General features: G+C 62.3%; 11 protein-coding genes. 8 read left to right on the forward strand and 3 right to left on the reverse strand.

Features of this window, described 5'->3' with window-relative positions:
- The 5 genes from MOV61_RS26110 to lipA form a co-directional block, all read left to right on the forward strand.
- On the forward strand, nt 1–1,004 hold a 1,004-nt coding region (locus MOV61_RS26110; RefSeq protein WP_247138664.1), incomplete at its 5' end, for a 2-oxo acid dehydrogenase subunit E2.
- A 63-nt stretch (nt 1,005–1,067) separates the two neighbouring features.
- A complete protein-coding gene (locus MOV61_RS26115; protein ID WP_247138665.1) occupies nt 1,068–1,706 on the forward strand; it encodes an SGNH/GDSL hydrolase family protein in 639 nt (212 codons plus the stop codon).
- A 60-nt stretch (nt 1,707–1,766) separates the two neighbouring features.
- The gene (gene lpdA / locus MOV61_RS26120; protein ID WP_247138666.1) at nt 1,767–3,212 is read left to right on the forward strand and encodes a dihydrolipoyl dehydrogenase; all 1,446 of its coding nucleotides are present in this window, start codon (nt 1,767–1,769) and stop codon (nt 3,210–3,212) included.
- A gap of 74 nt (nt 3,213–3,286) precedes the next feature.
- Complete coding sequence (locus MOV61_RS26125) at nt 3,287–3,532, forward strand: GlsB/YeaQ/YmgE family stress response membrane protein (RefSeq protein ID WP_038542645.1); 246 nt, start codon at nt 3,287–3,289, stop codon at nt 3,530–3,532.
- A gap of 37 nt (nt 3,533–3,569) precedes the next feature.
- Nucleotides 3,570–4,544 (forward strand): lipoyl synthase, encoded by a 975-nt coding sequence (lipA, locus tag MOV61_RS26130; RefSeq protein WP_247138667.1) that lies wholly within the window; start codon nt 3,570–3,572, stop codon nt 4,542–4,544.
- Nucleotides 4,545–4,566: 22 nt separating this feature from the next.
- On the opposite strand, the gene MOV61_RS26135 is transcribed toward lipA, so the two are convergent.
- A complete protein-coding gene (locus MOV61_RS26135; protein ID WP_007758868.1) occupies nt 4,567–4,752 on the reverse strand; it encodes a hypothetical protein in 186 nt (61 codons plus the stop codon).
- A 302-nt stretch (nt 4,753–5,054) separates the two neighbouring features.
- On the opposite strand from MOV61_RS26135, the gene MOV61_RS26140 reads away from it, so the two are divergent.
- Together MOV61_RS26140 and MOV61_RS26145 are read left to right on the forward strand one after the other, a co-directional pair.
- A complete protein-coding gene (locus MOV61_RS26140) occupies nt 5,055–5,645 on the forward strand; it encodes an AAA family ATPase (protein ID WP_408962435.1) in 591 nt (196 codons plus the stop codon).
- A 9-nt stretch (nt 5,646–5,654) separates the two neighbouring features.
- Nucleotides 5,655–6,122 carry a type II toxin-antitoxin system RatA family toxin gene (locus MOV61_RS26145; protein ID WP_038542652.1) on the forward strand — a complete coding sequence of 156 codons (468 nt, stop codon included), beginning with the start codon at nt 5,655–5,657 and terminating at the stop codon, nt 6,120–6,122.
- Here the strand turns inward: MOV61_RS26145 and MOV61_RS26150 are convergent.
- Nucleotides 6,113–6,616 carry a CinA family protein gene (locus MOV61_RS26150; RefSeq protein WP_247138668.1) on the reverse strand — a complete coding sequence of 168 codons (504 nt, stop codon included), beginning with the start codon at nt 6,614–6,616 and terminating at the stop codon, nt 6,113–6,115. The genes MOV61_RS26145 and MOV61_RS26150 overlap by 10 nt on opposite strands.
- A complete protein-coding gene (locus MOV61_RS26155) occupies nt 6,613–7,833 on the reverse strand; it encodes a bifunctional 2-C-methyl-D-erythritol 4-phosphate cytidylyltransferase/2-C-methyl-D-erythritol 2,4-cyclodiphosphate synthase (protein ID WP_247138669.1) in 1,221 nt (406 codons plus the stop codon). The genes MOV61_RS26150 and MOV61_RS26155 overlap by 4 nt, the downstream gene beginning before the upstream one ends.
- Before the next feature lie 158 nt (nt 7,834–7,991).
- Between MOV61_RS26155 and MOV61_RS26160 the strand changes: the two genes are divergently transcribed.
- Nucleotides 7,992–8,654 (forward strand): tRNA-dihydrouridine synthase (locus MOV61_RS26160; RefSeq protein ID WP_247138670.1); only part of this gene is annotated, 663 nt, incomplete at its 3' end.

An 8,654-nucleotide genomic window follows, 5' to 3' on the forward strand; every position in this document is an offset into this window, starting at 1 on the left:
CGCCTGCTGTCGCGACACCGGCTCCGGCTGCTGCCCCGGCATCGTCGTCCGGCGCAAAGACCTTCTCGTCTCCACTCGCCCGTCGCCTCGCAAAGGAAGCCGGCCTCGATCTTTCGGCCGTTTCCGGCTCCGGCCCGCACGGCCGTGTCGTCAAGGCCGATATCGAAAAGGCAGTTGCCTCCGGCGGCGCAAAGGCTGCTCCGGCTGCAGCTCAGCAGACTGCCGGCGCACCGGCTCCGGCCATGGCCAAGGGTCCGGCGGACGATACCGTCCTGAAGCTTTTCCCCGAGGGTTCGTACGAGCTTCTGCCGCATGACGGCATGCGCAAAACGATCGCCTCGCGCCTCACCGAGTCGAGCCAGACTGTTCCGTCCTACTTCGTCTCGATGGATTGCGAGCTCGACGCGCTGATGAAGCTGCGCGCCGAAATCAACAAGTCTTCGCCGATGAAGAAGACCGACAAGGGCGATGTTCCCGCCTTCAAGCTGTCGGTCAACGACTTCATCATCAAGGCGATGGCGCTCGCTCTGCGCGATGTCCCAATGGCCAATGCTTCCTGGACCTCGACGGCCCGCGTGCTGCACAAGCATGCAGACGTCGGCGTGGCCGTATCCATCCCGGACGGGCTGATCACCCCGATCGTCCGCAAGGCCGAAACGAAGACGCTGTCCGTCATCTCCAACGAGGTGAAGGATCTTGCGAGACGCGCCCGCGACAAGAAGCTGAAGCCGGAAGAATATCAGGGCGGCACGACATCCGTGTCCAACCTTGGCATGTTCGGCGTCTCCAACTTCACCTCGATCGTCAACCTGCCGCAGGCCTCGATCGTCTCGATCGGCGCAGGCGTCGAGAAGCCGATCGTCAAGAACGGTGAAATCAAGGTGGGCACGGTCATGACCGCAACTTTCGCCTTCGACCACCGCGTCATCGACGGCGCGCTCGGTGCGGAACTCGCGTCCGCCTTCAAGCGCTACATCGAAAACCCGATGGCGATGCTGGTGTAATCGTGTTCTCCCTCCCCCTTGCGGGGAGGGTGTCCGCGAGGGAGGGGTATCGGAGGTGCTTCCATGAAAACCGTTCTGTGCTTCGGCGACTCGCTCACCTGGGGTTTCGATCCTGAAGGGCCGGGCCGGCATGCGTTCGAGGACCGTTGGTCGAGCGTCCTCGGGACTGCGCTCGGGTCTGGCGTCACCGTCATCGCCGAGGGGCTGAACGGCCGCACGACGGGTTACGCCGATCACCTCGCCGACTGTGACCGCAACGGCGTCACGAACCTGCCGACTGTGCTGCATACCCACATGCCGCTCGATCTGGTGATCATCATGCTCGGCACCAACGACATGAAGCCGATGATCGCCGGCACTGCCCATGCGGCGCGTGCCGGCATTCAGCGTCTGGTGGGGCTGATCCGTCACCACGAATATTCGTTCGACTACGACGCGCCGGATATCCTGATCGTTTCGCCGCCGCCGCTCTGCGAGACCGCCGACCCGATTTTTTCGGCGATCTTCAAGGGCGGCATCGAGCAGTCTTCGATGCTCGCATCGCTTTATCGGGACCTTGCCGACGACCTCGGCTGCGGTTTCTTCGATGCGGGTTCGGTCGCCAGAACGACGCCGATCGACGGCGTACATCTCGATGCAGAAAATACCCGCGCGATCGGACGCGGCCTTGAGCCGATCGTCCGGATGATGCTCGGTCTCTAGAACAAGATTTCCCGAGGCGGGCCGCTTGGAGCAGGCCCCCAATGAGAAGGCAGGAAAGCAATGGCTCAATCCTACGACGTCATCGTCATCGGTTCCGGTCCCGGCGGTTATATCGCCGCCATCCGGGCCTCCCAGCTCGGGCTGAAGGTCGCCGTCGTCGAACGCGAGCATCTCGCGGGCATCTGCTCCAACTGGGGCTGCATTCCGACCAAGGCGCTGCTGCGCTCGGCCGACGTGATGCACACCGCAACCCACGCCAAGGACTACGGTCTGACGCTGGAAGGCACGATCAAGCCGGACGTCAAGGCGATCGTCGACCGCTCGCGCGGCATCGCCCACCGCATGAACAACGGCGTCGGCTTCCTCTTCAAGAAGAACAAGGTCGACATCATCTGGGGCGAGGCGAAGCTTTCGAAACCCGGCGAGATCGTCGTCTCCAAGACCACCAAGAAGCCGGTCGAGCCGATCGGTCCTATCCCGAAGAATACGCTCGGCGAGGGCACCTATACCGCCAAGCACATCATCATCGCGACAGGCGCCCGTCCGCGCGCGCTGCCGGGCATCGAGCCGGACGGCAAGCTGATCTGGACCTATTTCGAGGCAATGAAGCCGGAAGAGATGCCGAAGTCGCTGCTGGTCATGGGCTCGGGCGCCATCGGCATCGAATTTGCAAGCTTCTACCGCACCATGGGCGTCGAGGTCACCGTCGTCGAGATCATGAGCCAGGTCATGCCGGTCGAGGATGCGGACATCTCGGCGCTTGCCAAGAAGCAGTTCGAGCGCCAGGGCATGAAGATCCTGCTCGAGGCCAAGGTTGCCAAGGTTGTGAAGGGCGCCAACTCGGTCACTGCGACGATCGAGCTCAAGGACGGCAAGACGCAGGAGATCACCGCCGACCGGATGATCTCGGCCGTCGGCGTCCAGGCCAATATCGAAGGCATCGGCCTTGAGGCAGTCGGCGTGAAGACCGACCGCGGCTTCATCGTGATCGACGGTTACGGCAAGACCAACGTGCCCGGCCTCTATGCGATCGGCGACGTCGCCGGTCCGCCGCTGCTCGCCCACAAGGCCGAGCATGAAGCGGTCATCTGCGTCGAAAAGATCGCCGGCCTGCCGAACGTCCATCCGATAGACAAGCTGAAGATCCCCGGCTGCACCTACTGCAACCCGCAGGTCGCCTCTGTCGGCCTGACCGAAGCCAAGGCCAAGGCCGAAGGCCGCGACATCCGCGTCGGCCGCTTTCCGTTCGTCGCCAACGGCAAGGCGATCGCGCTCGGCGAGGACCAGGGCCTCGTCAAGACCATCTTCGACAAAAAGACCGGCGAACTGATCGGCGCCCACATGGTCGGTGCCGAAGTCACCGAACTGATCCAGGGCTTCGTCGTCGCCATGAACCTGGAGACGACGGAAGAGGAATTGATGCACACCATCTTCCCGCATCCGACCATTTCCGAGACGATGAAGGAAAGCGTGCTCGACGCCTACGGCCGGGCGCTGAATGCCTGACGAGATCGCCCTGCCGGGGATTGTTCCACGGCGGGGCGCCGCCCATATGAGTGTCTCTGGAACGGGAGCGTAGCATGCAGGTAGGTTGGATTGCGGCGATCATCATCGGTGGCCTGGCGGGTTGGCTTGCCGGCAAGCTGATGGATGTCCGCTTCGGCATTTTCATGAACATCGTCATCGGCATCGTCGGCGCGGTTCTCGCCAATGGCATCTTCAACAGGTTCAACATCCATGTCGCAGACGGATGGCTGGGTTACCTGGTTGCAGGTTTCATCGGCTCCTGCATTTTGCTATTTCTTGCCAAACTCGTCAGGCGCTGACGAACCCCGCGATACAGGCGGTTGAAAGCAGGTTCTTATGGTCACCATTCTCGACACGATCGCATCCGGCGATGAAAAGCGCGTCCGTCATCCGGAAAAGGCCCACCGGCCGGACCAGGAAGTCATGCGCAAGCCCGAGTGGATCCGCGTCCGGGCTCCGGTTTCCAGGGGATATCAGGAAACCCGCGCAATCGTGAAGGAAAACAAGCTGGTGACGGTCTGCGAGGAAGCGGGCTGCCCCAATATCGGCGAGTGCTGGGACAAGAAGCACGCCACCTTCATGATCATGGGCGAGATCTGCACCCGCGCCTGCGCCTTCTGCAATGTCGCGACCGGCAAGCCGAACGCGCTGGATATGGAAGAGCCCGAAAACGTCGCCAAGGCCGTCAAGCAGATGGGCCTGTCCCACGTGGTCATCACGTCCGTCGACCGCGATGACCTGGCCGACGGCGGCGCCGAGCATTTCGAGAAGGTGATCTGGGCGATCCGTGCCGCGTCGCCGGCAACGACCATCGAGATCCTGACGCCCGACTTCCTCAAGAAGCCCGGCGCGCTGGAGCGCGTCGTCGCCGCCAAGCCGGATGTCTTCAATCACAATATGGAAACCGTCCCCGGCAATTACCTGACGGTGCGTCCCGGCGCCCGTTATTTCCACTCCGTCCGGCTGCTGCAGCGGGTCAAGGAGCTGGATCCGACCATGTTCACCAAGTCGGGCATCATGGTGGGGCTCGGCGAGGAGCGCAACGAAGTGCTGCAGCTGATGGACGACCTGCGCACTGCCGACGTCGATTTCCTGACGATCGGCCAGTATCTGCAGCCGACCCGCAAGCACCACAAGGTAGAAAGCTTCGTCACGCCCGAGGAGTTCAAGTCCTACGAGACGGTGGCCTATGCCAAGGGTTTCCTGATGGTGTCTTCGAGCCCGCTGACCCGGTCTTCGCATCACGCCGGGGATGATTTCGCTCGCCTCAGGGCTGCACGCGAGAGGAAAGTCCTGGCCGCCGCCGAGTAGGGCGGCGAGCCGGTCGTAAGCCTTATTCGGCTGCCTGAACCTTTTCGTGCTTGTCTTGGCCGCGTCGGCGTTCGCGCAGCGTGAAACGATGTCCGCGTGCTTCGCTCTTCGCCATTTCAATAAGATAGACCAGCATGGGAAGCTGGTTCATGTCTGCAAGCTGCTTTGCGGATTCGAGCAGCTTTATCATCTGCGAGAAATCGTCCATGGATGCTTCTTTCGGGTGCGCCCGGTCTGCTATCGGTTGATTATGCCATTGTACGCTGGCTTGCGACTCTGGATCACTACAACCGGATGAATCCTACATTACATCTTATCAATCTGAATGCCATCTGACATCGACAAATGACCGATGGTTGAACCCGTCACTCTGACATCCGTGTCAAAGCTCCGTCACAATCGCATTCGGCGACCTCTATAGCGCCGTCTGCCCGACATTGAAATCCTCCTGTCATCATCGGCGTCTACCGCCAATCACGATGCAGCGAGCCTGATTCACGGGAGATCATCATGGATATGGAATCTGGCGTGAATGCGATCCGTTACGTGGGAATTGCCGAGGCAGCAGACAAGGTCTCCAATGCCGACAGAATTCTGGTCATCGGCTGTTCCGGCGGTGGCAAATCGACGCTGGCCCAGAAGGTCGCCGGTCGTTTCGAGCTCAACTACATCTCGATCGACCGCGATGTGCTCTGGTTGCCGGGCTGGGTGCAGCGGGACAAACCCGGACAGCATCGCCTCATCGTCGAGCTGGCCGCCGGCGAACGCTGGATCATGGATGGCACCAATACCTCCACGTTCGATATTCGCGTGCCACGCAGCGATCTGGTCATCTGGGTGCGCATGCCGCGCTGGCTGTGCGTCTGGGGAATTCTGAGCCGCTGGATGAGGAACAGGGGAGGCACCCGTCCGGAAATGGCGCCCGGTTGTCTGGAGAAGATCGATCTCGATTTCTTCCGCTTCGTCTGGACCTGGGAGAAGGTCTATGGCCCGCGCGTGGCTGCCGGGTTGACGGCACACGCGATCGGCAAGCCGGTTCTGGTGTTGAAATCCCGTCGCGAAATGCGCGATCTTCTTGATCTTATCGGAGCGGGCGCTTAACTCGGGAACATGCCAAAGTTCGAAATCCGCCGTCCCGTGAAGCACAGCGCCGAAAAGATGTACGCGCTTGTCGCCGATGTCGAAAAATATCCGCAATTCCTGCCGCTCTGCGAAGCGCTGGCCGTGCGCTCCTCCAAGGAACGCGACGGCAAGACGCTGCTCGTGGCCGACATGACCGTCGGCTACAAGGCAATCCGCGAGACCTTCACCACCCAGGTCCTGCTCAATCCGGCCGAGCGGATCATCGACGTGAAATATATCGAGGGGCCGTTCAAGTATCTCGACAACCGCTGGAGCTTCGAGCCGGCGGCAGCCGGCTCGCCGAATGCCGGCCCAGAGGGGTGCGTCGTGCATTTCTACATCGATTACGAGTTCAAGAGCATGATCCTCGGCGCCCTGATGGGCTCGATGTTCGACCGCGCCTTCCGCATGTTCGCCGAAGCCTTCGAAAAGCGGGCCGACAAGATCTACGCTTGAGCGGCCACCTCGGCCAGCATTTCCAGCGCGGTTCTGACGGTCGCCAGCCTGACCTCGGTGCGGCCGATATCGCCGTAGCGCATTTCCCGATGCTGGACTTTGCCCGAACGGCTTTTCGCCGCCAGATGCACCAGCCCGACGGGTTTTTCCGCCGATCCGCCGCCGGGTCCCGCTATGCCGGTCACCGCAACCGCCACGGCGGCCTTTGAGCGATGGAGCGCACCGTGCACCATCTGCAGCGCGGTTTCCTTCGACACCGCGCCATGCGTCGCGAGCGTGGCGTCTGTCACCCCGAGCATGTCCATCTTCGCCTGGTTCGTATAGGTGACGAAACCGCGGTCGACGACGGCGGACGAGCCGGAAATCTCCGTCAGCGCCCCGGCGATCAGCCCGCCCGTGCAGGATTCGGCGGTCGCGACCATTTTTCCGCGCGCGCTGAAATCCATGATGATTCGTCTGGCCTGGTCCTCGATATCGGCGGGAAACAGGCTCACGCAGCATCTCCCCGATAAACGACGGTCGCCGTGGCGATCGCTGCAATGCCCTCGCGGCGGCCGATGAAGCCGATCTTCTCGTTGGTGGTCGCTTTGACCGAGCAACGGTCGAGCGAAATGCCGAGGATCTCGCAGAGGGTTTCGCGCATCGCCTGGCGGTGTGGGGCGATCTTCGGCGCTTCGGCGATCAGCGAGATATCGGCGTTCATGATCGTGCCGCCACGCTCGCGGACGATCTTTGCCGCATGGTCGAGGAAGATCTTCGACGGCGCACCGCGCCACTGCATGTCGGACGGCGGAAAGTGGTCGCCGATATCGCCGGCGCCGCAGGTGGCGAGCAGCGCATCGGTCAGCGCATGCAATGCGACATCCGCATCCGAATGGCCGCTGAGCTTCTGGTCGTGGGGAATGAACACGCCGCAGAGCGTCACGCCGTCGCCGGGTTCCAGCTGGTGCACGTCGTAGCCGTTGCCGGTGCGCACATCGGGGAGGGTGGCCGAGGACAGGCTCTGCGAGAGTTTTTCGTCGGCCATGGCGATATCCCGCTTCACGGTGAGTTTGATATTGTCGACCGATCCTTCGACCAGGGTCACCGGCAGGCCGGCCCATTCGGCGATCGAGGCGTCGTCGGTGAAATCCTCGCGGCGCAGTGCTGCCGCTTTCTCGTGGGCGGTGCGGATTTCGGAGAGAAGAAAGCTCTGCGGCGTCTGCGCGGCGTAGAGGCCGGAGCGTGGCACGGTCTCGTGCACCAGCCCGTCGGAACCGCTGCGCTTCAGCGTGTCGCTGACGGGAATGGCCGGCAGCACGCCGTCCTGCCCCTCGTCGAGCGCCTGCGCCACACGCTCGAGCACGCCGTGATCGACGAAGGGACGCGCCGCATCGTGGATCATCACATGGGTGGCATCGGTGCCGGAGAGGGCGCGCAGGCCCTCATAGACCGAGCGCTGCCGGGTTTCGCCGCCGAACGTGGTGATTACCCCTGCGGCCCCCTGGACGTCGGCCGTTGCCGCCGCAAACAACGCCTCGTCGTCCGGGTGGATGACGACCACGATCGGGCCGCTTCGACGCCACGTCAGAAATCGTTCGAGCGTATGGGCGATGACCGGTCTGTCGCCGATCCGCCGGTACTGCTTGGGACCGTCATGCAGAGAGCCTGCTCGTTCCCCGCGGCCTGCGGCGACGATGACGATACCGATTGTCATGGAACCGATTGTCATGGCTTTGTCGTCCTCGACCCGTAACTCGTTTTGGATTGACAGGCGCAGAACTATAGGACCAAAAGCCTGAATTCCAGCATGCCGCTCAAAAATAACGCAGTTCCGGAATTGCTCTTGGCAAACGCCCGAGACATGAATAAAAATAGTGCAACTATCTCATGTGCCCGAAAGATCATCATTTGAGTTTCCAAGATCTTGCCAAGCCTTTTCAGATCGGGCCTGTCGCCATTCGCAATCGCGTCGTCCTGGCGCCGATGTCCGGCGTCACCGATCTGCCGTTCAGGCAGCTTGCCTGGCGTTATGGCGCCGGGCTCGTGGTGACGGAAATGGTTGCCAGCGGTGAGCTCATTCTGAACCGCGGCGAATCATGGGCGCGGCTGAAGGGCGCCGGCATCTCGCCGCATATGGTTCAGCTCGCCGGCCGCGAAGCGAGGCCGATGGCGGAAGCCGCGAAAATCGCTGCCGATAACGGCGCCGATATCATCGACATCAACATGGGGTGTCCGGCCAAGAAGGTGACGGGCGGTTATTCCGGCTCGGCGCTGATGCGCGATCCGGACCACGCCCTGTCCATGATCGAGGCGACGGTCAACGCCGTCAGCGTGCCCGTGACCCTGAAGATGCGGCTCGGCTGGGACGAAAATTCCATCAACGCGCCGGAGATCGCCCGCCGCGCCGAACAGGCCGGCGTCCGGCTGGTGACCATCCACGGCCGCACCCGCATGCAGTTCTACGAGGGCAGGGCGGACTGGGATGCGATCCGCGCGGTGCGCGACGCGATCTCCATTCCGCTGATCGCCAATGGCGATGTCGAATCGCCC

Origin of the sequence: Neorhizobium sp. BETTINA12A, assembly GCF_023006485.1 — a bacterium.
Classification (GTDB): Bacteria; Pseudomonadota; Alphaproteobacteria; order Rhizobiales; family Rhizobiaceae; genus Neorhizobium.

Excerpts from the sequence above, each read along its gene's own strand:
- MOV61_RS26155 (WP_247138669.1), bottom strand. The coding sequence starts at position 7,833 with ATGACAATCGGTTCCATGACAATCGGTATCGTCATCGTCGCCGCAGGC.
- MOV61_RS26135 (WP_007758868.1), bottom strand. The coding sequence starts at position 4,752 with ATGGACGATTTCTCGCAGATGATAAAGCTGCTCGAATCCGCAAAGCAG.
- MOV61_RS26145 (WP_038542652.1), top strand. The coding sequence starts at position 5,655 with ATGCCAAAGTTCGAAATCCGCCGTCCCGTGAAGCACAGCGCCGAAAAG.
- MOV61_RS26115 (WP_247138665.1), top strand. The coding sequence starts at position 1,068 with ATGAAAACCGTTCTGTGCTTCGGCGACTCGCTCACCTGGGGTTTCGAT.
- lpdA (WP_247138666.1), top strand. The coding sequence starts at position 1,767 with ATGGCTCAATCCTACGACGTCATCGTCATCGGTTCCGGTCCCGGCGGT.
- MOV61_RS26125 (WP_038542645.1), top strand. The coding sequence starts at position 3,287 with ATGCAGGTAGGTTGGATTGCGGCGATCATCATCGGTGGCCTGGCGGGT.
- MOV61_RS26140 (WP_408962435.1), top strand. The coding sequence starts at position 5,055 with ATGGATATGGAATCTGGCGTGAATGCGATCCGTTACGTGGGAATTGCC.
- lipA (WP_247138667.1), top strand. The coding sequence starts at position 3,570 with ATGGTCACCATTCTCGACACGATCGCATCCGGCGATGAAAAGCGCGTC.